Consider the following 22,515-nt stretch of genomic DNA (forward strand, 5'->3'; position numbering starts at 1 on the left):
GTCGACAGCCCGAATTCGAGGAAACACCCCATGACCCAGATACTGGACAACCTGGTGGCTTTGCTGAGCCTGGAACCCATCGAGGAGAACCTGTTCCGGGGCATGAGCCAGGATCTCGGCTTCCGCCAGCTCTATGGCGGCCAGGTCCTGGGGCAGGCGCTGTCGGCGGCCAGCCAGACGGTGGAGGACGATCGCCACGTACACTCCATGCACGGCTACTTCCTGCGTCCCGGCGACGCCAGCATGCCGGTGGTGTACCAGGTGGACCGGGTGCGCGACGGCGGCAGCTTCAGCACCCGCCGGGTCACCGCGATCCAGAAAGGCCAGCCGATCTTCACCCTGAGCAGCTCCTTCCAGTACGACGAGGAAGGTTTCCACCACCAGATCGAGATGCCCGAGGTGGTTGGCCCGGATAATCTGCCTTCGGAACTGGAGCTGACCCGCCAGCGCGCCGAGCGGATTCCCGAGCGCATCCGCGACAAGCTGCTGTATCCGAAGCCCATCGAGATTCGTCCGGTCACCCAGCACGACCCCTACGACCCGCAGCCCGACGAACCGGTGAAGTACCTCTGGTTCCGTGCCGACGGCAAGCTGCCGGACGTCCCGGCGCTGCACAAGTACCTGCTGGCCTACGCCTCGGACTTCGGTTTCCTTACCACCTCGATGCAGCCCCATGCCGTTTCGGTGTGGCAGAAGACCATGCAGGTCGCCAGCCTCGACCACGCCCTGTGGTTCCACCGCGACCTGCGCGCGGACGAGTGGCTGCTCTACGCCATCGACAGCCCCTGGGCCGGCAACGCACGCGGTTTCGTGCGCGGCAGCATCTTCAACCAGAGCGGCCAGCTGGTCGCCTCGTCGAGCCAGGAAGGCCTGATCCGCAAGCGTGAGGACTGGGCGTGAGGCTGGCCGACATCCGCCACTGGGTGTTCGACATGGACGGCACCCTGACCCGGGCCGTGCACGACTTCCCGGCAATCCGCCGAGCGCTGGACATCCCCGAGCAGGACGACATCCTGCTGCACCTCGCCGCCCTGCCCGAGGCCGAGGCGGCGGCCAAGCACGCCTGGCTGCTCGAACACGAGCGCGCCCTGGCCGAGGCCGCGCGGCCGGCGCCGGGCGCACTGGAACTGGTGCGCGAGTTGCAGCGGCGCGGCGTGCGCCTGGGCATCCTGACCCGCAACGACCACCAGTTGGCGCTGATCACCCTCGAAGCGATCGGCCTGGGCGGCTGCTTCCCCACCGAGCACATCCTCGGGCGCGGCGAGGCGCGGCCCAAGCCGGACCCTGATGGCTTGCTGCGCATCGCCCGACGCTGGAACGTGACGCCGGCGGAGCTGGTGATGGTCGGCGACTACCATTTCGACCTCGACTGCGGACGCGCCGCGGGTAGTCGCACGGTGCTGGTCAACCTGCCGGAAAACCCCTGGCCGGAGCTGGCCGACTGGCACGCTGCCGATTGCCATGCGTTGCTCGAGCAACTGCAAACGCCGTAGGAATATCCGGCGGAAAACCTCGAGGGCGGCAGCGCCAGCGGCTCCCCGAAAACGAAAAAAGCGCAGGAGGCCAGGCTCCTGCGCTTTTTTCCTGCGCATCCGTGCGGGATGCGGCGGCCGTTATCAGCCGTTGATCGCGTCGGTCAGCGCCTTGGCCGGAACGAACTTGGCTACACGCTTGGCAGCGATCTCGATCGCCTTGCCGGTCTGCGGGTTGCGGCCGGTGCGCGCGGGACGCTCGGAGACCTTCAGCTTGCCGATACCCGGCAGGGTGATTTCGCCATCGTTCTCCAGGGCGTCCTTGACGATCTCGGCGAGCTGGTCGAGCGCGCTGCGAACGGTGGTCTTCTGCGCGTCGATGGCTTCGGCGATGTCCTGGATCAGTTGGTCTTTGGTCAGTGCCATGGTGGTGTAGCTCCTTGGTAAAAGACTGCGCGAGGGGCCTCGCACAGAAACGGGCGTGATTTTAAACAGCTTGGCGCGAATAAGGTTCCCTTTTCTCCGCTTATTTGTTTCCTCGCACGACGCGCATGACAGAGCCGTTACAGAGGTTTTCGCGGCTGTCCGGAATGATGCCGGCGTCGGTTGCCCGACGCATCCTCATGGTTCTGCCAGGGGCGCATGCCTCCGGTTCTTAGTTAAGGATTATTGGTTATTTATAGGTTAGGGTTTCATCCATTAGGGTTATAAGCAGGACATCCCGTCCCTTTCCATCACCGGAGCCTGCTTACCTCGCGCCAACGCCTGGCCCTCGCTCCCCGTTCGAGGTGCCGCATGAGCGAAGCCCGGCTCCACTCGCCCGACCCCAGGACACCGCGACCCATGGCCGGTTGGGCGGCAAGCCTGCGCGACAGTGGACTGCTGGCGCTGGCAGTGCCGCGCGTGTTCGCCGGCATGGAGCGGGACTGGGGGGAAATCTTCGCTGGCGTCCGCCACCTGGCCGAGCAGGAACTCGAGCTGGCACGGCGCCTGGCCCTGCATCATCTGCAGATCGCTTCCATTCGCCTGCTGGGTAGTCCTGAACAGCAGCGCCGCCTGTTGCCGGCCAGCGTCGAGCGCCGCTGGCTGTGGAGCGAGGCGGTCGATCTGCGGCGCGCCCAGCCCGAAGCGCAGGAGCACTGGCGGGGCGGTTTCCTGGTGGGTGGGCGGGGTAGCGATTGCTTCGCCGTGGAAGACGTGGATCGCTTGCTGATCTCAGCCTGGCACGCGCCCTCCCGCGCTCACCTGATCGCTGTCGCCGAAACGGGGCGGGCAGGCATCGACATCTCCGGCCTCGCCGATGGCTCGGGGCTGTTCTTGCCCGCCGGGCAGCGGCTGCATTACCAGCGGCTGCGGCTGCATCCCGAGGACATCCTGGTGCCGCCCGGCCTGCCGCCGACCCCGTGCGGGCAACTGCGCGAAGGCTTGACCCGATTGGCCCAGGCCAACCTCGACCTGGGCCAGGCTGCGCGGGTGCCGGGCGACATGGCGGGGCAGGGAGAGGCGCCGCGTCTCCTCGCCCTCGCGCTGCGTCTTGTCGAACTGGCGGCGGAGTCCTTCCAGGCGGCATTCGCCCGCGGCGGCGCGCTGACATTCCGCGAAAGCGCGGCGGCGTCGCTGCTGGCGAGCGAGGCGGAGGCGGTGGCCCGCGCCGGGCTGCTCGCCTGCCTGCGCCGACAGGCCCTGGAAGCCCGTTTGCTGGGCGCGGCCCTGTAGGGACGGGGGCATGGAGCAAGGGCGGAAGGGCATCCGGGTGCGCATTCGCGCTCATAAACTAATTCCAAAATATTATTTATATCGAGTTTTTTATATCTGTAATCTGCATCGCACCGGACCACCGGACTCGCTGTCGCCACCCATTGCCCGTCCCTGGTCCGTTCTCCTCCGGAGCGCGGCACCGTTGCCTCCGAGGTTCGCCCGATGAAACGCCCGAATTCCCTGCACCGCCTGGTGGCAGCCCTGGCCTTTGCCAGCCTTTCCGTCGCCGCCCAGGCCGCCGACATCACGGTCGGCTACCAGACCGGCATCGACCCGACCAAGGTGCCCCAGGCCGATGGCCTGTACGAGAAAGCCATCGGCGAGAAGATCGACTGGCGCCGCTTCAACAGCGGTCCGGAAGTGATCGCCGCGCTCGCCTCCGGAGACCTGCAACTCGGCAACATCGGGTCCAGCCCGCTGGCAGCGGCGACCTCGCGGAAGCTGCCGATCGTCGCCTTCATCGTTTCCGCGCAGATCAACGCCGCCGAGGCGCTGGTGGTGCGCAATGGAAGCGGGATCGGGAAACCCGAGGACCTGGTCGGCAAGACCATCGCTACCCCGTTCGTTTCAACCTCCCACTACAGCCTGCTCGGCGCCCTCAAGCACTGGCAGATCGATCCGTCCAAGGTGAAGATCGTCAACCTCAACCCGGCCGAGATCGCTGCCGCCTGGCGTCGCGGCGACATCGACGGGGCCTTCGTCTGGTCGCCGGCGCTGGGCGAGATCAAGAAAAGCGGCAAGGTCCTCACCGACGCCGCCGAAGTCGGCCAGTGGGGTGCGCCGACCTTCGAGGTGTGGGTGGCGCGCAAGGACTTCGCCGAGAAGCATCCTGAAATCGTCGCCCGCTTCGCCCGCGTCAGCCTCGATTCCTTCGCCGACTACAACGCGCACAAGGCCGAATGGACCGCCGACTCCGAGCCGGTTAAGAAGATCGCCCGGCTGACCGGCGCCGATCCCAGGGACGTCCCCGAACTGCTGGCCGGCTCGACCTTCCCGGAAAGCCAGGCGCAACTGTCCGCCGACCTGCTCGGCGGCGGCACCGCCAAGGCTATCGCCGGCACTGCCGAATTCCTCAAGGAACAGAAGCGCGTGCCGGCCGTCCTCGGCGACTACTCGCCCTACGTCAGCGCCGACTTCGTGCGCCAGGCGGAGCAGGTCCAGGTCGGCCAGCGCTGAATTCCGCGACTCCGCTCCGGCCTGTCGAAGCGGAGGCTTTCTTACCCTACGGAGGGCAGAACACATGAGCCGTCTGACGGCCGAGGCGATCAGCCTCTCATTCGAACAGCGCGGCCAGCGCCGCGCCATCCTCCGCGATCTCAGCCTGGGCCTGGCCAAGGGCGAGTCGCTGGTGGTGCTGGGTCCTTCGGGCTGCGGCAAGTCGACACTGCTGAACATCCTCGCCGGTTTTCAGAAGCCGGACCAGGGACGCGTGCAGATTGACGGCCGGACACTCGAAGGGCCCGGCGGCGAGCGCGGCGTGGTGTTCCAGGACGACGCCCTGATGCCCTGGCTCAACGCCCTCGACAACGTCGCCCTGGGCCTGCGCATCCGTGGCCTGGGCAAGGCCGAGCGCACCGCGCGGGCGCGCCAGGTCCTACAACTGGTGGGCCTCCAGGAGTACGCCGAGCAGTCCGTCGCTCAGCTCTCCGGCGGCCAGCGGCAACGCCTCGGGCTGGCACGCGCGCTGGCGGTCGAGCCGGACTTCCTGCTGCTCGACGAGCCGTTCGGCGCGCTCGACGCGCTGACCCGCGAGCGCATGCAGGTGCTCCTGCTGGACCTGTGGAAGCAGACCGGCAAGGGCCTCTTCCTGATCACCCACAGCGTCGACGAAGCCCTGTTCCTGGCTACCGACCTGGTGGTGATGGACGGCCCGCCGGCGCGCATCGTCAAGCGCCTGCCGGTGGACTTCGCGCGGCGTTACGCCGCCGGCGAAACGGTGCGTTCGATCAAGGCTGATCCCGAGTTCGGCCGTTTGCGCCAGGCGTTGCTGGACGAATTCCTCGATGTCGCGGAGGCCGAACATGCCCACTGATACCCTCGGACTCGCCGTTGCCAATCCTGTCCCGCGCAAGCGCCGTCTGCCCGGCGACCGTCGGCGCTGGGCCGCCGGTGCCAGCGTGCTGGCCCTGGCCCTGCTGTGGTGGGCGGCGACCCGTTTCGGCTGGGTCGACGTGCTGTTCCTGCCGGCGCCCGAACAGCTCTTCGAAGCCCTGCAACGGCTATGGCAGGAGGGCTACCTCGATGCCAGCCTGCTGCAACACGTCGGCACCAGCCTGCTGCGGGTGCTCCTGGCGCTCGGCGCGGCGGTGCTGACGGCGATCCCGCTGGGCGTGCTGATGGGCCTCAATCCCTTGGCCGGAGCGGCCCTCGATCCGCTGGTGGAGTTCTACCGGCCGATCCCGCCGTTGGCCTACCTGCCGTTGATCGTCATCTGGTTCGGCATCGGCGAGCTGAGCAAGGTGCTGCTGATCTACCTGGCGCTGTTCGCGCCGCTGCTGATCGCTACCGCCGCCGGCGTGCGTCGCGTCGACCGATCGCGGGTGCAGGCGGTGCGCTGCCTGGGGGCCAGCCGCTGGCAGGTGGTGCGCTACGTGATCCTGCCGAGTGCCTTGCCGGAGGTCCTCACCGGCCTGCGCATCGCCCTCGGCGTCGGCTGGTCGACCCTGGTCGCCGCCGAGCTGATCGCGGCCAACCGAGGCCTCGGCTTCATGGTCCAGTCCGCCGCGCAATTCCTCGCCACCGACGTGGTGGTGGTCGGCATCCTGCTGATCGCCGCCATCGCCCTGGCCTTCGAACTGGGGCTGCGCTGGGCCCAGCGGCGCTTCGCCGCCTGGGGTTGAGCGCGAGAGTCCCGAGTCATTTCCGAACCGGCCTTCACTCACGCGGCGAAGGCCGGAGCGAGGGCGCGCAGGGCGCGCCCGCAACCTGCCCGACGAGTAGCACGACATGAGCCTGACCATCCAACCCATCAGCCCGGCCCTGGGCGCCATCGTTTCCGGCATCGACCTCGGCGCGCCGCTGGACGACACCGGCCAGCGGGCCATCGAGCAGGCCCTGCTCGAACACCAGGTGCTGTTCTTCCGCGACCAGTCGCTGGAACCCAGGAGCCAGGCGCGCTTCGCCGCCCGCTTCGGCGACCTGCACATCCATCCGATCTACCCCAGCGTGCCGGAGCAGCCGGAGGTCATCGTCCTCGACACCGCGGTCACCGACGTGCGCGACAATGCCATCTGGCACACCGACGTGACCTTCCTCGAGACCCCGGCGCTGGGAGCCGTGCTCGCCGCCAAGCAATTGCCGCCGTACGGCGGCGACACCCTCTGGGCGAGCAGCACGGCGGCCTACGAGGCGCTGTCGGCGCCGCTGCGGCGTCTGCTGGACGGCCTCACGGCGACCCACGACATCGGCAAGTCCTTCCCCCGCGAGCGCTTCGGCGTCACGGAGGCCGACCTGGCGCGCCTGGAGGAGGCCCGCCTGAAGAATCCGCCGCGCTCGCATCCGGTGGTGCGCACCCATCCGGTCACCGGGCGCAAGGGCCTGTTCGTCAGCGATGGCTTCACCACCCGCATCAACGAACTGGAGCCGGCCGAGAGCGATGCGCTGCTGAAGTTCCTCTTCGCCCATGCCACGCGACCTGAATTCACCGTGCGCTGGCGCTGGCAGGAAAACGACGTGGCGTTCTGGGACAACCGCGTGACGCAGCACTACGCGGTGGACGATTACCGGCCACAGCGGCGGGTCATGCATCGCGCCACCATCCTCGGCGACAAGCCCTTCTGACGACGCCGCGCGCGGGCTTCCTCCGGCGGCCCGCGCCGGCAACTGTGCGTTCCGCCAGCTTTTGCTCTCGAAAAGGTCGCCTCTGCGACATTCGCTGTCGTGTCCCGGCGTGCCGCTCTCGCCTAAGCTTGGCGGGTCCAATTGTTTCGAGAGTTTTCATCCATGCAAGAACGCATCCCGGATGAGCTGACCCTGCCAGAGCTCACCCTGCGTGGCCTGATCCTCGGTGCGCTGATCACCGTGGTCTTCACCGCCTCCAACGTCTACCTCGGTCTGAAGGTCGGCCTGACCTTCGCCTCGTCGATCCCGGCGGCGGTGATCTCGATGGCCGTCCTGCGCTACTTCTCCGGCGCCAACATCCTCGAGAACAACATGGTGCAGACCCAGGCCTCGGCGGCCGGCACTCTGTCCTCGATCATCTTCATCCTTCCCGGCCTGCTGATGATCGGCTACTGGAGTGGCTTCCCGTTCTGGCAGACCGCGGCGATCTGCTCCATCGGCGGCATTCTCGGGGTGCTCTATACCATTCCGCTGCGCCGGGTGATGGTGGTGCAGAGCGAACTGCCGTATCCGGAAGGGGTGGCGGCGGCGGAAATCCTCCGGGTCGGCAGCGACGGCGCCGAGGACGAGGAAGACGCCCGCGCGCCGCGTGCCGCCGGTAACGCGCCGGGGCTCTACGACATCCTCGGCGGCGGCCTGGTGGCGGCGCTGTTCAGCCTCTGGAGCAGCGGCTTCAAGGTTCTCGCCGAAGGCTTCAGCGTCTGGCTCAGTGCCGGGCAGGCGGCGTTCCGCCTTTCCACCGGTTTTTCCCTGGCGCTGGTCGGTGCCGGCTACCTGATGGGCATCACCGCCGGCATCGCGATCCTCATCGGCGTGGTGATCTCCTGGGGCGTCGCGGTGCCGCTGCTGACCGTCAACAGCGTGCCGGCCGACGGCCAGAGCCTGTCGGACCTGGCCACCCAACTGTGGAGTTCGCAGGTGCGCTTCCTCGGCGCCGGCACCATCGGCGTGGCCGCGCTGTGGACCCTGGCGACCCTGTTCAAGCCGATGGTGCGGGGTGTCTGGGCCTCCCTCGGGGCAGTGCGCGGCAATAGCCAGGCGAACAGCCTGCGCACCGAGCTGGACATGCCGGCCAAGTGGATCCTGCTGATCGCCGGGATACTGCTGGTCTCGCTGTTCGTGGTCTTCAGCCACTTCCTCGGTGCCGCCGCGCCGGACATGGCCAGCCCGCAGTTCTGGAGTCTGGTGGCGGTATGCGTGGTGTTCGCCTTCTTCTTCGGCTTCCTGATCGCCGCCGCCTGCGGCTACATGGCCGGCCTGGTCGGTTCGTCGAGCAGTCCGATCTCGGGGATCGGAATCATCGCGGTCATCCTGGTGTCGTTGCTGATACTCGGCTTCGGCAGCATCGAGGGCGGCCTGCTGGACCGCCAGAACGGCAAGCTGGCGATCGCCCTGGCGCTGTTTACCACCTCGGTGGTGCTGGCCATCGCGGCGATCTCCAACGACAACCTGCAGGACCTCAAGACCGGCTACCTGGTCGGCGCCACGCCCTGGCGCCAGCAGGTCGCGCTGATCGTCGGCTGCATCGTCGGCGCGCTGGTGATCCCCCCGGTGCTGGAACTGCTCTACAGCGCCTACGGCTTCACCGGGGCCCTGCCGCGCGAGGGAATGGACCCCGGCCAGGCCCTGGCCGCGCCGCAGGCGACCCTGATGACGGCGATCGCCAGCGGGATTTTCCACGACGCGCTGAACTGGAACATGATCCTCATCGGCGTCGCCCTGGGCATCGCCCTGATCCTCGTCGACCTGCTCCTGCGCCGTACCGGCAAGGCCTGCCTGCCGGTGCTGGCGGTGGGCCTGGGGATCTACCTGCCGCCGACCATCGGCATGACCCTGGTGGTCGGTGCGCTGATTTCCTGGCTGCTGGAAAATGCCCTGAAGAAGCGTGCGGCGGCGGCCGGGGTCGACGAAGAGGCTTATGCCGAAGAGCCGAAGCGACGCGGCGTGCTGCTGGCTTCGGGGCTGATCGTCGGCGAGAGCCTGATGGGCATCCTGCTCGCCGGGGTGATCGGCGCCACCGGCGAGGACGCGCCGCTGGCGCTGGCCGGCGCCGGCTTCGCGGGCATCGCCCAGTGGCTGGGACTGGTGGTATTCGTCGCGATCTGCGTGCTGTTCTACCGGCGAGTGCTGGCGCGCTGAGGGATTCGCAGCTGCACGGGGATGGGATGTTGCCGCTAGCGTCATTCCCCGCGGTCAGGGACGGAGGATGAGGGAAGGGGCGCCCTGCGCGCCCCCTTTTCCTGCGCTCAACGCACCAGGTGCAGGAACTGCAGGTGCCGCTCGTACTGGTCGAGCATGTCGTTGATGATCTGCTCCTTGGTGTAGCCCATCAGATCGTAGTCCTGGCTACCTTCGGCGAGATGCACCTCGGCACGGAAGTAGCGGCGATTCTTCAGGTGCAGGCCGCCCATGCCGGCACGCGCGAAGGACGGCGTGAAGTAGCCGCGCATCAGCACCTGGTAGAGGAACCGATGCTGCTCGCCATGACCGATCTCCAGGCTCAGCGAGGCGTTGCCCGGGTCGAGCTGGGCGTCCACCGCCAGGCCCTTCTCGCGGAACACCTCGGAAACCTCGCTGATCGCCGGGCGCACCACGTCGTTCATGAAGCGGTACACCTCGTCCCGCGAGGGGAAGTGCACGGCCTGCGACAGGCGTCGCTTCCAGCCGCCGGAGCGCTTGCCGTTGCCGCTCATCAGCGGCGCCAGGGAGTGGCTCCGCGCCCGCTGGCGCTGCGACTCCATGTAGAAGGCCTTGTGCAGGCCCCACATCATCAATAGCAGGATCAGCGAGAAGGGCAGGGAGGTCAGCACCACCGCCGACTTCAGCGCGTCGATGCTGCCGGCGAACAGCAGCCCGCCGGTGACCAGCGCGGTGACCGAGCCCCAGAACACCCGCAGCCACTTCGGCCCGTCGTCGTCGGCGCTGCCGCCGTGGGCGGAGAGGGTGGAGAGGACCACGGTGCCGGAGTCCGCCGAGGTGACGAAGAAGACGAAGCTGACCAGCACCGTGACGGTGATCACCGCGCGGCTCCAGGGGTAGTTCTGGAGCATCTGGTAGAGGGCCATCGACGGCTGCTCGATGGCCACCCGGCCGAGTTCGCTGGCGCCGCCGAGGGCCTGCTCCAGGGCGCTGTTGCCGAAGATCGACATCCACGCCAGGGTGAAGCCGAGCGGGATGAACAGCACGCCGAAGACGAATTCGCGGATCGTCCGGCCGCGCGAGATGCGCGCGATGAACAGGCCGACGAAGGGCGCCCAGGCGATCCACCAGGCCCAGTAGAACACCGTCCACGAGCCCAGCCAGTCGCTGGGGCCGCCGTAGGCGTAGAGGTCGAAGCTCTTGCCCGGCAGGTGGCCGAGGTAGTCGCCGACGTTCTGCACCAGGGTGTTGAGCAGGTGCTGGGTCGGACCGGCGAACAGCACGAACAGCAGCAGGCTGCAGGCCAGCAGCATGTTGATGTCGGAGAGGATGCGGATGCCCTTGTCGACCCCGGAGACCGCCACCGAGATCGCCGCGCCCATCATCAACACGATGAGCGCCATCTGCACCGGGTGGGTATGCGGGATGGCGTACAGGTAGTCCAGCCCGGAGTTGAGCTGGAGCACGCCGAAGCCCATGTCGGCGCCGAGGCCGAACACCGTGGCGATGATGCCGAAGCAGTCCACCGTGTAGCCGATCGGCCCGTTGATGCGCTTGCCGATCAACGGGTAGAGCGCCGAGCGCAGGGCCAGCGGCAGGTTGTGGCGGTAGGCGAAGTAGGCCAGCGCCATCGCCACCAGGGCGAATACGCCCCAGCCGTGCAGGCCCCAGTGCAGGAACAGCAGTTCCATGGCCTGCCGCGCGGCTTCCTGGGTACCGGCCTCGCCTTGCGGCGGCTGGAGGAAGTGGGTCAACGGCTCGGATACGCAGAAGAAGAACAGGGTGATGCTGATGCCGGCGGCGAACAGCATGCCGGCCCAGGACAGGTAGCTGAATTCCGGCTCGTCGTGGTCGGCACCGAGCTTGATCTTGCCGTAGCCGGAAAGCGCGGTGACCACCACGAAGATCAGGTACAGCGTCATCGCCAGCAGGTAGTACCAACCGACGGTCTGCGAGGCCCAGGTCTGCGCGGCCAGCAGCCATTCGCCGGCGCGCTGGGGGAAGCCGATGACCACTGCGGCGAACAGCAGGATCAGGATCGCCGCACCGTAGAACACCGGGGGATTCATGCGGATGGGCGTGGGGGTGGAGGGGGTGGCGGAGGGCGATTGTGCGTCAGTCAAAACAGGCTGGTCTCCTCGTCCTTAATTTGATCAAGCGTTCAATATAAACACGATCAAGGGCCCGGGAGCCAATCCTTCGGACGTATGGAAGCCTTCGGCGCCGCGCTTTTCCCGCACGTTCGCCGAAGGATTCCTTCAGTTCGCCGCCAGTCCCAGGCGCCGCCTTCCCGCCTCCTCGTCGCCGCCTGCCTGCTCGGTGGCCAGTTGCAGGAGCAGGGCCTGTACCTGCTCCAGCGACGGCGCTCCGGCTTGGCCGAGCAGGCGCCGCAGACCGACCAGCGATGGGTCTGGCGTTGCCCCGCCAAAATTCAGATGCTGCGGCAGGATTTCTTCCTTGTCGCTGACCAGCAGGGCGAAGTGGACGACGTTTTCCAGCTCGCGGATGTTGCCTGGCCAGGGATAGCTCTCGAGGACCCGCTGGGTTTCCACGCCGATGGCCGGCACCGGCAGGTCCAGGCGCTGGGCATAGACGCCGATGAAGTATTCCGCCAGCGGCAGGATGTCTCCCGGACGTTCGCGCAATGGCGGCAGGCTCAGGCGGCCGTCGTGCAGGTATTGTTGCAGGCCGGCCAGGAACTTGCCGGCGCGCACCGCCTGGTCCAGGTCGACGCTGGTGGCGGTGACCAGGCGCACGTCATGGGGAATCGGCTGCTGCGCGCCGACCCGCAGCACCTCGCGTTCCTCCAGCGTCTGTAGCAGCCTGGCCTGCAGCGTCAGCGGCAGGTCGGCGATCTCGTCCAGGTACAGGGTGCCGCCATTGGCCGAACCGAACCAGCCGGCGCGGCTGCCGACCGGGCCGTTGTGGGTACCGGGGGCATAGCCGAACAGCTCGGCTTCGGCGTGGTTGCGACTGAGGGCGCTGCAACTGACCGCGACGAACAGACCGGCGCGTTCGCTGTGGCGGTGGATCTGCCGGGCGAGCAACTCCTTGCCGGTGCCGGTCTCGCCTTCGATCAGCACCGGCTGGCCCTGTGGCGCGAGGCGCTCGAGTTCTTCGCGGACCCGGTGCGAGCGTGGGTCGAAGAACACCAGGGCCTTGGCGCGGATGCTCAGCGGACTGCGGTCGGCGTCGGGGAAGGTCAGCGGCGCGGGGCGTGGTTTCTCGCTCATGGGTAACTCCTTGGCGGCACGGGGCGCCTCCAGCGCCTGCGCCGCGACGACGGCCGGAACGGCTGCGGGCGGGGGCCGTTGCGGAAAAAGAAACGCCGGTGCAAGCCATGCGACACCGGCGTGAACAAGGGGCGCTGCAACGGCGCCCAGCGTGGGAGTCGGGACGGGCTGGGGTCAGAAGGCCGGGACCACCGCGCCGGCATATTTCTTCTCGATGAAGGCTTTCACTTCCGGGCTGGTCAGCGCGGCGGAAAGCTTCTTCAGGGCGTCGCTGTCCTTGTTGTCCGGACGCGCCACCAGGTAGTTCACATAGGGCGAGTCGCGGTCTTCCAGGACCAGCGCGTCCTTGGCCGGGTTGAGCTTGGCCTCCAGCGCGTAGTTGGTGTTGATCAGGTCCAGGTCGACCTGGTCCAGCACGCGCGGCAACAGGGCCGATTCGAGTTCCTTGAATTTCAGGTTCTTCGGGTTCTCGGCGATGTCCTTGGGGGTGGCCAGGGCGTTGTTCGGATCCTTCAACTTGAGCAGGCCGGCCTTCTGCAACAGCAGCAGGGCGCGCCCGCTGTTGCTGCCTTCGTTGGGGATGGCGACGGTGGCGCCGTCGGGCAGCTCGGCCAGCGACTTGTATTTCCTCGAATAACCACCGAAGGGCTCGACGTGTACGCCGACCACGGTGACCAGGTTGGTGCCCTTGCCTTTGTTGAAGTTCTCCAGGTACGGCAGGGTCTGGAAGTAGTTGGCGTCCAGGCGCTTCTCGGCGACCTGCACGTTGGGCTGCACGTAGTCGGTGAACACCTTGATCTGCAGGTCGACGCCTTCCTTCGCCAGGGTCGGCTTGATCAGCTCGAGGATTTCCGCGTGGGGGATCGGCGTGGCGGCGACGAGGAGCTTTTCCGCTGCGTTGGCGGAAACGCTGATGACGGAGGCCAGGGCAGTCAGCAGGAGCAGTTTTTTCATTCTTCGATCCTTGTAGGGCGATGTCCGCCGCTGCGTTCAGGGCGGTGAAGGAGGGGCGCCAACACGCGAGGGGCGGCTTGAAGGGGAGAGTAGCGACTCTTTTTATTCCATAAAAATATTATTTGTTTATTTTTATATTCTATTAATGAATATGAGAGAGCTGAGGCAATTTGTCTCGCGACAACCGACCACAGCAGGACGGTCTAGGCTAACGGGTAAGATTTTCGTACCGAATTGCTCTGCATCAAGGCGGGCGGTCCGGGAATCTGCTTGCGACCCTTCCCGCATTCCTGCCATCCAGGGCTGCGGTCGCTTTCCAATGACAAGAACGATAGCTGAAGGATGTGTTCCAAAACCTTGCGTAGCGTTGCGCGTGAGGAAGCACGGCCGAATCCGCACGTAAGCCGGAAGGGCCGAGAACCTGAAGAGGAGTTGCCATGTTCGGATTGGAGGCTATCGACCTTGCCCGCATCCAGTTCGCGTTCACCGTGTCCTTCCACATCATCTTCCCGGCGATCACCATCGGGTTGGCCAGCTACCTGGCCGTACTGGAAGGCCTCTGGCTGAAAACGAACGAAGAGGTCTACCGCGACCTCTATCATTTCTGGTCGAAGATTTTCGCGGTCAACTTCGGCATGGGCGTGGTGTCCGGGCTGGTCATGGCGTACCAGTTCGGCACCAACTGGAGCCATTTCTCCGACTTCGCCGGGTCCATCACCGGTCCGCTGCTGACCTACGAGGTGCTCACCGCGTTCTTCCTCGAGGCCGGTTTCCTCGGCGTCATGCTGTTCGGCTGGAACCGCGTGGGACCGGGCCTGCATTTCTTCGCCACGGTGATGGTGGCGATCGGCACGCTGATCTCGACGTTCTGGATCCTCGCTTCCAACAGCTGGATGCAGACCCCGCAGGGTTTCGAGATCGTCGACGGCCGGGTGATCCCGGTGGACTGGCTGGCGGTGATCTTCAACCCGTCGTTCCCCTACCGCCTGCTGCACATGTCGGTCGCCGCGTTCCTCGCCACCGCCTTCTTCGTCGGCGCCTCGGCCGCCTGGCACCTGCTGCGCGGGCGCGACAACCCGGCGATCCGCAAGATGCTCTCGATGGCCATGTGGATGGCGCTGATCGTCGCCCCGGTACAGGCGCTGATCGGCGACGCCCATGGCCTCAATACCCTGGAGCACCAGCCGGCGAAGATCGCCGCGATGGAAGGCCACTGGGACAACAGCAGCGGCGAGCCGACCCCGCTGATCCTGTTCGGCTGGCCGGACATGCAGCGCGAGGAAACCCGCTTCAAGGTGGAGATCCCGGTGCTCGGCAGCCTGATCCTCAAGCACAGCCTGACCGAGCCGATCCCGGCGCTGAAGGACTTCCCGCCGGAAGACCGGCCGAACTCCACCGTGGTGTTCTGGTCGTTCCGGATCATGGCCGGCCTCGGCATGCTGATGATCCTGGTCGGCGTCTGGAGCCTGTGGCTGCGCTGGCGCGGCCAGGACAAGCTGTTCAACTCGAAGGCCTTCCTGCGCCTGACCCTGCTGATGGGACCGTCCGGCCTGATCGCGATCCTCGCCGGCTGGTTCACCACTGAGATGGGCCGCCAGCCCTGGGTGGTCTACGGACTGATGCGCACCGCCGACGCCTCCTCGGCGCAGAGCGTGACGCAGATGAGCCTGACCCTGCTGACCTTCGTGGTGGTGTACTTCTCGCTGTTCGGCGTCGGTATCGGCTACATGATGCGCCTGGTGCGCAAGGGCCCGGTCACCCATGAGGGACGCGAGACCAACCCGGGAGGCGCCGGGCAGAAGCGCACGCCGGCACGGCCGTTGTCGGCCGCCGGCGAAGGTTTCGACGAAGAGCACGACGGCCACGCGCAAGCGGCCGACCGCGACCAGGACAAGAGGAACTGAGACATGGGTATCGATCTTCCCCTCATCTGGGCGGTCATCATCATCTTCGGCATCATGATGTACGTGGTGATGGACGGCTTCGACCTGGGCATCGGCATGCTCTATCCGTTCTTCAAGGACAGCGGCGACCGCGATGTGATGATGAACACCGTGGCGCCGGTCTGGGACGGCAACGAGACCTGGCTGGTGCTGGGCGGCGCGGCGTTGTTCGGGGCCTTCCCGCTGGCCTACGCGGTGGTCCTGTCGGCGCTCTACCTGCCGTTGATCTTCATGCTCGTCGGGCTGATCTTCCGCGGCGTCGCCTTCGAGTTCCGCTTCAAGGCCAAGCCGGCCAAGCAGCACATCTGGGACAAGGCGTTCATCGGCGGTTCGCTGGTGGCGACCTTCTTCCAGGGCGTGGCGCTGGGCGCCTTCATCGAAGGCATCCCGGTGGAGAACCGCAGCTTCGCCGGCGGTTCGCTGGACTGGATCGCGCCGTTCCCGCTGTTCTGCGGCCTGGCCCTGATCGTCGCCTACACCCTGCTCGGCTGCACCTGGCTGATCATGAAGACCGAAGGCCGCCTGCAGGAGCGCATGCACGACCTGGCGCGCCCGCTGGCGTTGGTGCTGCTGGCGATCATCGGGGTGGTCAGCCTGTGGACGCCGCTGGCCCATGCCGAGATCGCCGCACGCTGGTTCAGCCTGCCGAACCTGTTCTGGTTCCTGCCGGTGCCGATCCTGGTCCTGGTGACCTTCTATGCGCTGCTGCGCTCGGTGGCCAACAACGACCACGTGAAGCCGTTCGTGCTCACCCTGGTGTTGATCTTCCTCGGCTACAGCGGCCTGGGGATCAGCCTGTGGCCGAACATCATCCCGCCGGCGGTGAGCATCTGGGAGGCCTCGGCGCCGCCGCAGAGCCAGGGCTTCATGCTGGTCGGCGCGCTGTTCATCATTCCCTTCATCCTCGGCTACACCGCCTGGAGCTACTACGTGTTCCGCGGCAAGGTGAAGCACGGCGATGGCTATCACTGAGGAGGCGCCGCATATGGTCCGTACGCCGAGTCATCCCGAACGAGATAGCGCGGCCAAGCCACCGCTCTGGCGACGCCTGGCCTGGCTGGCGGGTATCTGGACCGCCAGCGTGCTGGCCCTGGGCGTCGCCGCCTGGCTGATGCGCCTGTTCATGAGCGCGGCGGGGCTGGGCGTCCCGCACTGATCGACGATCCCATCCGGGCGCTCCGGCGCCCTTTTCCGAGAGCCCTCCGCTGGAGGGCTTCTTTTTGTCCGCCGATCCGCCAGTGCTCGGTGTTGCGCCCTAGGGCGTCAATCCTCGCGTTCCCGCCTTGCACCATCCAGGCCGGTTCGGCGGATAACCGCGCTGCGGTTATCCGCCCTACGGGAGCGGCGGATGCGCCCTACTGAAGCCTTGGTAGGGCGAATAACGCCGCAGGCGTTATCCGCCGAATTGCCATGGCTTGGCGTTGCGCCGTGGGGCATCAGTCCTCGCGGCCCCTGACCCGTGCCAGTTGCTCCAGTCGCCCCAGGTAGTCGCGCGGGGTTTCGCCGAGCAGGCGGCGGAACATGCTGCTGAAGGCCCGCGTACTGCCGTAGCCGAGGTCGCGGGCGACCACCTGCACGCTGTCGCCGGCCAGCAGGCGCGGCAGGGCTTCGGTCAGGCGCAATTGCTGGCGCCACTCATGGAAGCTCATCTGCAATTCCTGGGCGAACAGCCGCGCCAGGGTGCGCGAGCTGGCGCCGACCCGCAGGCCCCAGTCATCGAGGGTCAGCCCCAGTTCCGGCTGTTTCAGCAATGCCTGGCAGATCGCCTGCAAGCGGCGGTCGCGGGGCATCGGCAGGTACAGCGGCATCCGTTCGAGGTTGGCGATCTCGCTGAGGATCAGCCCTTGCAGGCGCTGACGGAAGTCGTCCAGGCGCGGCAGGCTCTCGAGGTGGATGGCGCGCAGGATCATTTCCCGCAGCAGCGGCGTCACCGCCAGTACGCAACAGTCGCTTAGCGGTGTCGGCGTTTCGGGTTGCTCGATGAACAGGGTGCGCATGTGCACCTCGCCGGACATGAATATCTCGTGCTCCACCCGGGGCGGAATCCATACCGCGCGGGTCGGCGGGATCACCCAGGCGCCGTGGTGGGTGGCCAGGCGCATCAGGCCGCGAGCGGCGTAGAGGAACTGCGCCTGCGGGTGGAAATGCCGCCCCAGGTGATGGCCGTCGGGGAAGTCGAGGGAGATGGCGGCCAGCAGGCCGTCCGGGCGGTGCTCGATCAGCATGTCCGTTTCGATGACCTCGCTGTCCTGTCTGCGCTTTTCGGTCAACCTATCATGCCCGGGTCATGACGCCCATTCCTCACCGACCATTCAGACCACACGCCATGAACCGACCTCGAACCGTTATCCGCTTCATCAACGCCGCGCATGTCATCGACCACATGTTCATGCTGATCTTCCCCGCCGCCGTGCTCGGCATGGCCGGCAGCTTCGACCTCGACTACGCCGGTCTGATCGGCCTGTCGCTGGGCGGTTTCATCGCCTTCGGCGCCTGTTCTCTGCCGGCCGGCTGGCTGGGCGATACCTGGAGCCGGCGGCGGATGATGCTGTTGTTCTTCTTCGGTATCGGCGCCGCCGCACTGCTCACCGGGCTGGCCGGCAGCGTACCGATGCTGGTGACCGGGCTGACCCTGATCGGGGTATTCGCCGCGATCTACCACCCGGTCGGCACCGCGATGCTGGTGGCACACGCGGAGAACCGCGGCCGCGAGATCGGCATCAACGGCATGTGGGGTAACCTCGGGGTCGCCTTCGCCGCGCTGCTTACCGGCTTTCTCACCGCGCACTTCGGTTGGCGTGCGGCGTTCATCCTGCCCGGCGGGGTGGCCATCCTGCTCGGCATCGGCTTTTTCTTCTGCGTGCGCGAGGAGCCATCGCCGCACCTGTCGGCCAAGGCCGCGGCGCGTGGCGAGGACAGCGAGGGCCTGTCGATGCGCCGGGTGTTCGGCGTGCTGGCGCTGGTCACCGCCACCGGCGGGGTGGTGTTCAACGCCAGCACCGTGACCTACCCGAAGCTGTTCCAGGAGCGCCTGAGCGACTTGCTGGCGTCGCCGCAGACCCTCGGCGTGGTGGTCAGCCTGGCCTATGCCTTCGGCGCGGTGGCGCAACTGATCATGGGGCGCCTGATCGATCGCCTGAACCTGAAGTTGCCGTTCGTCTTCCTCACCTTCTGCCAGGTGCCGCTGCTGCTGGCCCTGGCCTACGGCCACGGCAGCGCAGTGGTGCTGTTCGGCGCGCTGTTCATGTTCGCGGTGTTCGGCCAGGTGACGGTGAACGATGCGATGGTCGCCCACTTCGTCGCGCCGCAGTGGCAGGCGCGGGTCTTCGCCCTGCGCTATTTCCTGTCGTTCGGCGCCAGCGCGGCGGCGATCCCGATGATTGCCTACCTGGAACCACGGCAGGGGCTGCTGGGGTTGTACCTGGTACTGGCGGGCTTCGCCGCGCTGACCTTCGCCGCGGCGCTGGTGTTTCCGCGTCCGGCGCGCAGCGCCGCGGTGGGCACCTGAGGAAGAGGGCGCCCGGACAGCGCGAGCCGGCCGGGCGCCGATGGCTCAACGCCGTATCAGAGCAGTTCGAGCGCCACGGCGGTGGCTTCGCCGCCGCCGATGCACAGCGAGGCGACGCCGCGCTTGCCGCCTTTCTGGCGCAGGGCGTTGATCAGGGTGAGGATGATCCGCGAGCCGGTGGAGCCGACCGGATGGCCCTGGGCGCAGGCGCCGCCATAGACATTGACCTTGGCATGATCGAGGCCGTGTTCGCGCATGGCGAGCATGGTGACCATGGCGAAGGCTTCGTTGATCTCGAACAGGTCGACGTCGTCCTTGCTCCAGCCGGTCCTGGCGAACAGGTTGGTCATCGCGCCGATCGGCGCCAGGGTGAACTCGCTCGGGTCCTGGCTCTGGGTGGCATGGCCGACGATTCGCGCCAGCGGCTTCAGGCCACGGCGCTGGGCTTCCTCGGCGGTCATCAGGACCAGCGCGGAGGCGCCGTCGGAGATCGAGCTGGCATTGGCGGCGGTGATGGTACCGTCCTTGCGGAACGCCGGCCTGAGGCTCGGGATCTTCTCCAGGTTGGCGGTCAGCGGTTGCTCGTCGTCCTTCACCACGCTCTCGCCCTTGCGGCTGGTGACGGTGACCGGGACGATTTCCGCCGCCAGCGAGCCATCGGCGATGGCGGCCTGGGCGCGCTTGAGCGATTCGATGGCATAGGCGTCCATCTCCTCGCGGGTCACGCCGTACTTGTCGGCGGTCTCCTGGGCGAACGAACCCATCAAACGGCCGGTACGGGCGTCCTCCAGGCCGTCGAGGAACATGTGGTCCTTGATCTCGCCGTGGCCCATGCGCAGGCCGCTGCGGGCTTTCTCCAGGACATAGGGCGCGTTGGACATGCTTTCCATGCCACCGGCGACCATCACCTGGTTGGTGCCAGCCTTGAGCAGGTCGTGGGCCAGCATCACCGCCTTCATCCCCGAGCCGCACAGCTTGTTGATGGTGGTGCAGCCGGTGGCGGCGGGCAGGCCGGCCGCCAGCGCGGCCTGGCGGGCCGGGCCCTGCTTCAGGCCGGCGGGCAGGACGCAACCCATGATCACTTCCTGTACGTCCTCGGCGGCGATGCCGGCGCGCTGCACCGCTTCGCGGATCGCGACGGCACCCAGGTCGACCGCGGAAACGCCGGCCAGGCTGCCCTGGAAGCCGCCCATGGGAGTACGGGCGCCGGCGACGATGACGATATCGGACATGGAACGTTACCTCTTGTTCTGGATAGGGTCTGAACGATTCAGTGGGCGGATTCTATCTTGTGACCGGGAGGCTCCGAAAGGTCACGGGGCAAATCACTCTTTTGACTGATGAACAAAGCCCGCCGACGGCTCTAGAGTCGGCCTCATCCTGACAACGAACCCGCTCCCAGGTGTACGCCCCATGCTGAAGACCCGTCTCATCCCGGCCGCCGCCGGCGCTTATCAGTATCCGTTGCTGATCAAGAGCCTGATGCTTTCCGGCCGTCGTTACGAAAAGAGTCATGAAATCGTCTACCGCGACCAGGTGCGCTACAGCTACGCCACCTTCAACGAGCGCGTCGCGCGCCTGGCCAACGTACTCAGCGAGGCCGGGGTGAAGGCCGGCGACACGGTGGCGGTGATGGACTGGGACAGCCATCGCTACCTGGAATGCATGTTCGCCATCCCGATGATCGGGGCGGTGCTGCATACCATCAACATCCGCCTCTCCCCGGAACAGATCCTCTACACCATGAACCACGCCGAGGATCGCTTCGTGCTGGTGAACAGCGAGTTCGTCCCGCTCTACCAGGCGGTGGCGGGGCAGCTGGCCACGGTGGAGCGGACCATCCTGCTCACCGACGGCGCGGAGAAGAGCGCCGAACTGCCCGGCCTGGTCGGCGAATACGAGTCGCTGCTGGCCGCGGCCAGCCCGCGCTACGACTTCCCCGATTTCGACGAGAACTCCATCGCCACCACCTTCTACACCACCGGCACCACCGGCAATCCGAAAGGTGTGTATTTCAGCCACCGGCAACTGGTCCTGCACACCCTGGCGATGGCTTCGACCATCGGCAGCCTGGACAGCATCCGCCTGCTCGGTACCAGCGACGTGTACATGCCGATCACCCCGATGTTCCATGTCCACGCCTGGGGCACTCCGTACGTGGCGACCATGCTCGGGGTCAAGCAGGTCTATCCCGGGCGTTACGATCCGGAACTGCTGGTCGAACTGTGGAAGCGCGAGAAGGTCACCTTCTCCCACTGCGTGCCGACCATCCTGCAGATGGTGATGAACGCCAGGGCTGCCCAGGGCGTGGACTTCAAGGGCTGGAAGGTGATCATCGGCGGGAGCGCGCTGAACCGCTCGCTCTACGAGGCGGCCAAGGCGCGCGGCATCCAGCTGACCGCCGCCTACGGCATGTCGGAGACCTGTCCGCTGATTTCCTGCGCCTACCTCAACGACGAACTGCTGGCCGGAAGCGAGGACGAGCGCACCACCTACCGGATCAAGGCCGGCGTGCCGGTGCCGCTGGTGGATGCGGCGATCATGGACGAACAGGGCCGCTTCCTCCCGGCCGACGGCGAATCCCAGGGCGAGCTGGTGTTGCGCTCGCCATGGCTGACCCAGGGGTATTTCCGCGAACCCGAGCGCGGCGAGGAGTTGTGGCGCGGCGGCTGGATGCACACCGGCGACGTGGCGACCCTGGACGGCATGGGCTTCATCGAGATCCGCGACCGCATCAAGGACGTGATCAAGACCGGCGGCGAGTGGCTGTCCTCCCTGGAGCTGGAAGACCTGATCAGCCGCCATCCGGCGGTACGCGAAGTGGCGGTGGTCGGGGTGCCCGATCCGCAATGGGGCGAGCGCCCGTTCGCCCTGCTGGTGGTGCGCGAGGGCCAGCAACTGGACGCCCGTGGCCTGAAGGAGCACCTCAAGCCTTTCGTCGAGCAGGGCAACATCAACAAGTGGGCGATCCCCTCGCAGATCGCGGTTGTTACCGATATTCCCAAGACCAGCGTCGGCAAGCTGGACAAGAAGCGCATCCGTATCGAGATCGCCCAGTGGCAGGAAGCCGGCAGCGCCTTCCTGTCGACCGTCTGACGGGGCTTTCCTACACCGCCGAAACGCCCGGAGGCCAAGCAAACGCTTGGTCTCCGCGTTTTCGCGACCGCCCGGTCATTCTCCATCCGCCGCAAAGGCGCGAGCCAGAGTGGTTGCGCCGCGCAAATCACACTTTCGAGGGATCAAGCGGCAGGCAGCGCTAGCTATAGTCCACGCACTCATAACAAAAAACACACATGGAGTAGCGTCGATGACAACCCGTAATCCGTTCTCGCGTCGGGCCCGGTTGCCGTTGGCCGTCAGCCTGGCTTCCTCGCTGGCGGCTCCGGCCTTTGGGGTGACCTTCAACATCGGGGAAATCGAAGGTTCCTTCGACTCGGCGTTGTCGGTCGGGGCCAGCTGGTCGACCGCCAAGCCGAACAAGAACCTGATCGGTGTGAACAACGGCGGCAAGGGACTTTCCCAGACCTCCGACGACAGCCACTTGAACTTCAAGCGTGGGGAAACGTTCTCGAAGGTCTTCAAGGGCATCCATGACCTCGAACTGAAGTACGGCGATACCGGTGTGTTCCTGCGCGGCAAGTACTGGTACGACTTCGAGCTGAAGGACG

The 22,515-nt window shown here is 66.6% G+C and carries 20 protein-coding genes; 14 read left to right on the forward strand and 6 right to left on the reverse strand.

The features are described 5' to 3' along the window. The first annotated feature begins 30 nt into the window (after positions 1–30). Together tesB and HMPREF2716_RS24785 are read left to right on the forward strand one after the other, a co-directional pair. Positions 31–900: an acyl-CoA thioesterase II gene (gene tesB / locus HMPREF2716_RS24780; RefSeq protein ID WP_003093084.1), complete on the forward strand. Its 870-nt coding sequence runs from the start codon at positions 31–33 to the stop codon at positions 898–900. Next, on the forward strand, positions 897–1,493 hold the full coding sequence (locus tag HMPREF2716_RS24785; RefSeq protein WP_016253024.1) for an HAD family hydrolase: 597 nt from the start codon (positions 897–899) through the stop codon (positions 1,491–1,493). The genes tesB and HMPREF2716_RS24785 overlap by 4 nt, the downstream gene beginning before the upstream one ends. 123 nt (positions 1,494–1,616) lie before the next feature. On the opposite strand, the gene HMPREF2716_RS24790 is transcribed toward HMPREF2716_RS24785, so the two are convergent. After that, positions 1,617–1,943, reverse strand: coding sequence for an HU family DNA-binding protein (locus tag HMPREF2716_RS24790; RefSeq protein WP_223198316.1), 327 nt, complete (start codon positions 1,941–1,943; stop codon positions 1,617–1,619). Positions 1,944–2,267: 324 nt separating this feature from the next. On the opposite strand from HMPREF2716_RS24790, the gene HMPREF2716_RS24795 reads away from it, so the two are divergent. The 6 genes from HMPREF2716_RS24795 to HMPREF2716_RS24820 all read left to right on the forward strand — a co-directional run bounded on the left by HMPREF2716_RS24795 (position 2,268) and on the right by HMPREF2716_RS24820 (position 9,209). Further along, a complete protein-coding gene (locus HMPREF2716_RS24795; RefSeq protein ID WP_073650780.1) occupies positions 2,268–3,188 on the forward strand; it encodes an acyl-CoA dehydrogenase family protein in 921 nt (306 codons plus the stop codon). A 204-nt stretch (positions 3,189–3,392) separates the two neighbouring features. Further along, entirely contained in the window at positions 3,393–4,406 is a 1,014-nt protein-coding gene (gene tauA / locus HMPREF2716_RS24800; protein ID WP_003114314.1) for a taurine ABC transporter substrate-binding protein, read from the forward strand. A 64-nt stretch (positions 4,407–4,470) separates the two neighbouring features. Further along, positions 4,471–5,262, forward strand: coding sequence for a taurine ABC transporter ATP-binding protein (locus tag HMPREF2716_RS24805; protein WP_003114313.1), 792 nt, complete (start codon positions 4,471–4,473; stop codon positions 5,260–5,262). Next, positions 5,252–6,070 carry an ABC transporter permease subunit gene (locus tag HMPREF2716_RS24810; RefSeq protein ID WP_023518000.1) on the forward strand — a complete coding sequence of 273 codons (819 nt, stop codon included), beginning with the start codon at positions 5,252–5,254 and terminating at the stop codon, positions 6,068–6,070. The genes HMPREF2716_RS24805 and HMPREF2716_RS24810 overlap by 11 nt, the downstream gene beginning before the upstream one ends. A gap of 106 nt (positions 6,071–6,176) precedes the next feature. Then, positions 6,177–7,010, forward strand: coding sequence for a taurine dioxygenase (tauD, locus tag HMPREF2716_RS24815; RefSeq protein ID WP_003114311.1), 834 nt, complete (start codon positions 6,177–6,179; stop codon positions 7,008–7,010). Between the two features lie 162 nt (positions 7,011–7,172). Continuing rightward, on the forward strand, positions 7,173–9,209 hold the full coding sequence (locus tag HMPREF2716_RS24820; RefSeq protein ID WP_003114310.1) for an OPT family oligopeptide transporter: 2,037 nt from the start codon (positions 7,173–7,175) through the stop codon (positions 9,207–9,209). Between the two features lie 107 nt (positions 9,210–9,316). Here the strand turns inward: HMPREF2716_RS24820 and betT are convergent, their stop codons facing one another. The 3 genes from betT to HMPREF2716_RS24835 all read right to left on the reverse strand — a co-directional run bounded on the left by betT (position 9,317) and on the right by HMPREF2716_RS24835 (position 13,396). After that, positions 9,317–11,278 (reverse strand): choline BCCT transporter BetT, encoded by a 1,962-nt coding sequence (gene betT / locus HMPREF2716_RS24825; RefSeq protein WP_003119234.1) that lies wholly within the window; start codon positions 11,276–11,278, stop codon positions 9,317–9,319. 189 nt (positions 11,279–11,467) lie between these two features. After that, positions 11,468–12,442: a sigma 54-interacting transcriptional regulator gene (locus HMPREF2716_RS24830; RefSeq protein ID WP_023517999.1), complete on the reverse strand. Its 975-nt coding sequence runs from the start codon at positions 12,440–12,442 to the stop codon at positions 11,468–11,470. Between the two features lie 174 nt (positions 12,443–12,616). Beyond that, complete coding sequence (locus HMPREF2716_RS24835; RefSeq protein ID WP_003118275.1) at positions 12,617–13,396, reverse strand: MetQ/NlpA family ABC transporter substrate-binding protein; 780 nt, start codon at positions 13,394–13,396, stop codon at positions 12,617–12,619. A gap of 437 nt (positions 13,397–13,833) precedes the next feature. Here HMPREF2716_RS24835 and cioA point away from each other — a divergent pair, with 437 nt between their 5' ends. The 3 genes from cioA to HMPREF2716_RS24850 are packed head-to-tail and all read left to right on the forward strand — an operon-like array spanning position 13,834 to position 16,495. Next, positions 13,834–15,300, forward strand: a complete 1,467-nt coding sequence (gene cioA, locus HMPREF2716_RS24840; RefSeq protein WP_003103027.1) for a cyanide-insensitive cytochrome bd quinol oxidase subunit I — start codon at positions 13,834–13,836, stop codon at positions 15,298–15,300. Positions 15,301–15,303: 3 nt separating this feature from the next. After that, on the forward strand, positions 15,304–16,311 hold the full coding sequence (gene cioB / locus HMPREF2716_RS24845) for a cyanide-insensitive cytochrome bd quinol oxidase subunit II (protein WP_003093053.1): 1,008 nt from the start codon (positions 15,304–15,306) through the stop codon (positions 16,309–16,311). Positions 16,312–16,324: 13 nt separating this feature from the next. Then, positions 16,325–16,495 carry a DUF2474 domain-containing protein gene (locus HMPREF2716_RS24850; RefSeq protein WP_003093052.1) on the forward strand — a complete coding sequence of 57 codons (171 nt, stop codon included), beginning with the start codon at positions 16,325–16,327 and terminating at the stop codon, positions 16,493–16,495. 280 nt (positions 16,496–16,775) lie between these two features. On the opposite strand, the gene HMPREF2716_RS24855 is transcribed toward HMPREF2716_RS24850, so the two are convergent. Then, entirely contained in the window at positions 16,776–17,564 is a 789-nt protein-coding gene (locus tag HMPREF2716_RS24855; protein WP_033862830.1) for an AraC family transcriptional regulator, read from the reverse strand. Positions 17,565–17,665: 101 nt separating this feature from the next. Here HMPREF2716_RS24855 and HMPREF2716_RS24860 point away from each other — a divergent pair, with 101 nt between their 5' ends. Beyond that, positions 17,666–18,847 carry an MFS transporter gene (locus HMPREF2716_RS24860; RefSeq protein ID WP_003093049.1) on the forward strand — a complete coding sequence of 394 codons (1,182 nt, stop codon included), beginning with the start codon at positions 17,666–17,668 and terminating at the stop codon, positions 18,845–18,847. A 56-nt stretch (positions 18,848–18,903) separates the two neighbouring features. On the opposite strand, the gene HMPREF2716_RS24865 is transcribed toward HMPREF2716_RS24860, so the two are convergent. Next, positions 18,904–20,079 carry an acetyl-CoA C-acyltransferase gene (locus HMPREF2716_RS24865; protein WP_003103022.1) on the reverse strand — a complete coding sequence of 392 codons (1,176 nt, stop codon included), beginning with the start codon at positions 20,077–20,079 and terminating at the stop codon, positions 18,904–18,906. 181 nt (positions 20,080–20,260) lie between these two features. On the opposite strand from HMPREF2716_RS24865, the gene HMPREF2716_RS24870 reads away from it, so the two are divergent. Beyond that, positions 20,261–21,943, forward strand: a complete 1,683-nt coding sequence (locus HMPREF2716_RS24870; protein ID WP_003103012.1) for a fatty acid--CoA ligase — start codon at positions 20,261–20,263, stop codon at positions 21,941–21,943. A 211-nt stretch (positions 21,944–22,154) separates the two neighbouring features. Then, the coding region (locus HMPREF2716_RS24875) for a DUF1302 domain-containing protein (RefSeq protein WP_031799310.1) at positions 22,155–22,515 on the forward strand (361 nt) is incomplete at its 3' end.

Source organism: Pseudomonas sp. HMSC076A11 (assembly GCF_001810205.1).
In the GTDB taxonomy this organism is placed as follows: Bacteria; Pseudomonadota; Gammaproteobacteria; order Pseudomonadales; family Pseudomonadaceae; genus Pseudomonas; species Pseudomonas aeruginosa.

Bases quoted from the DNA above. Each gene is read 5' to 3' on its own strand.
- HMPREF2716_RS24795 (WP_073650780.1), top strand. From the start codon at position 2,268: ATGAGCGAAGCCCGGCTCCACTCGCCCGACCCCAGGACACCGCGACCC.
- HMPREF2716_RS24830 (WP_023517999.1), bottom strand. From the start codon at position 12,442: ATGAGCGAGAAACCACGCCCCGCGCCGCTGACCTTCCCCGACGCCGAC.
- HMPREF2716_RS24805 (WP_003114313.1), top strand. From the start codon at position 4,471: ATGAGCCGTCTGACGGCCGAGGCGATCAGCCTCTCATTCGAACAGCGC.
- HMPREF2716_RS24870 (WP_003103012.1), top strand. From the start codon at position 20,261: ATGCTGAAGACCCGTCTCATCCCGGCCGCCGCCGGCGCTTATCAGTAT.
- cioB (WP_003093053.1), top strand. From the start codon at position 15,304: ATGGGTATCGATCTTCCCCTCATCTGGGCGGTCATCATCATCTTCGGC.
- HMPREF2716_RS24810 (WP_023518000.1), top strand. From the start codon at position 5,252: ATGCCCACTGATACCCTCGGACTCGCCGTTGCCAATCCTGTCCCGCGC.
- HMPREF2716_RS24855 (WP_033862830.1), bottom strand. From the start codon at position 17,564: ATGCTGATCGAGCACCGCCCGGACGGCCTGCTGGCCGCCATCTCCCTC.
- HMPREF2716_RS24860 (WP_003093049.1), top strand. From the start codon at position 17,666: ATGAACCGACCTCGAACCGTTATCCGCTTCATCAACGCCGCGCATGTC.
- tauA (WP_003114314.1), top strand. From the start codon at position 3,393: ATGAAACGCCCGAATTCCCTGCACCGCCTGGTGGCAGCCCTGGCCTTT.
- HMPREF2716_RS24865 (WP_003103022.1), bottom strand. From the start codon at position 20,079: ATGTCCGATATCGTCATCGTCGCCGGCGCCCGTACTCCCATGGGCGGC.
- betT (WP_003119234.1), bottom strand. From the start codon at position 11,278: ATGAATCCCCCGGTGTTCTACGGTGCGGCGATCCTGATCCTGCTGTTC.
- tesB (WP_003093084.1), top strand. From the start codon at position 31: ATGACCCAGATACTGGACAACCTGGTGGCTTTGCTGAGCCTGGAACCC.
- tauD (WP_003114311.1), top strand. From the start codon at position 6,177: ATGAGCCTGACCATCCAACCCATCAGCCCGGCCCTGGGCGCCATCGTT.
- HMPREF2716_RS24850 (WP_003093052.1), top strand. From the start codon at position 16,325: ATGGTCCGTACGCCGAGTCATCCCGAACGAGATAGCGCGGCCAAGCCA.
- cioA (WP_003103027.1), top strand. From the start codon at position 13,834: ATGTTCGGATTGGAGGCTATCGACCTTGCCCGCATCCAGTTCGCGTTC.
- HMPREF2716_RS24820 (WP_003114310.1), top strand. From the start codon at position 7,173: ATGCAAGAACGCATCCCGGATGAGCTGACCCTGCCAGAGCTCACCCTG.
- HMPREF2716_RS24835 (WP_003118275.1), bottom strand. From the start codon at position 13,396: ATGAAAAAACTGCTCCTGCTGACTGCCCTGGCCTCCGTCATCAGCGTT.